Consider the following 475-nt stretch of genomic DNA (forward strand, 5'->3'; position numbering starts at 1 on the left):
TGTCTTGTTGTATAGCTTCATATACTAAGTACAGATGATCTTGAATCATATAAATTGCTTTATATTCACTTAATTCTTTTTGTTTTTTCTGTAGTAACAGCTGTCGCATTTTGAACATAGTGGAAGAACAAAGAAAAATAGCGATTAACTGTCCATAAAGATGACATTCTAGACGCTCTCGCTTAATATTGTGACAATGATTGATACCAAAAAGAGATTTCCATGTTTTAAATACAATCTCTATTTGCCAACGTAGAGAGTAAATCTCGTGAACATGTTCCATCGGAACAATTTCCCATGGGATGTTGGTAATATAAACATTGATTTCTGTTAAACGTTTACTTTTTTCAGAGTATGTAACCCCTTTTTTCTTTTCAACATAAGTTTGCTGTTTCCTACGTTTATGAACTTGAGTTGATGTGAGTCTGTATATTACAACTCGTGAGGGTAATTTTTGTTGTCCAACATAGGCATT

1 protein-coding gene is annotated in these 475 nt (G+C 32.4%); it reads right to left on the reverse strand.

What is annotated here, in order from left to right; genetic code table 11:
• On the reverse strand, positions 1-475 hold a 475-nt coding region (locus JDS81_RS29805), incomplete at both ends, for an IS4 family transposase (protein ID WP_199688687.1).

Origin of the sequence: Bacillus cereus group sp. N31, from assembly GCF_016483245.1 — a bacterium.
Lineage (GTDB): Bacteria > Bacillota > Bacilli > Bacillales > Bacillaceae_G > Bacillus_A > Bacillus_A toyonensis.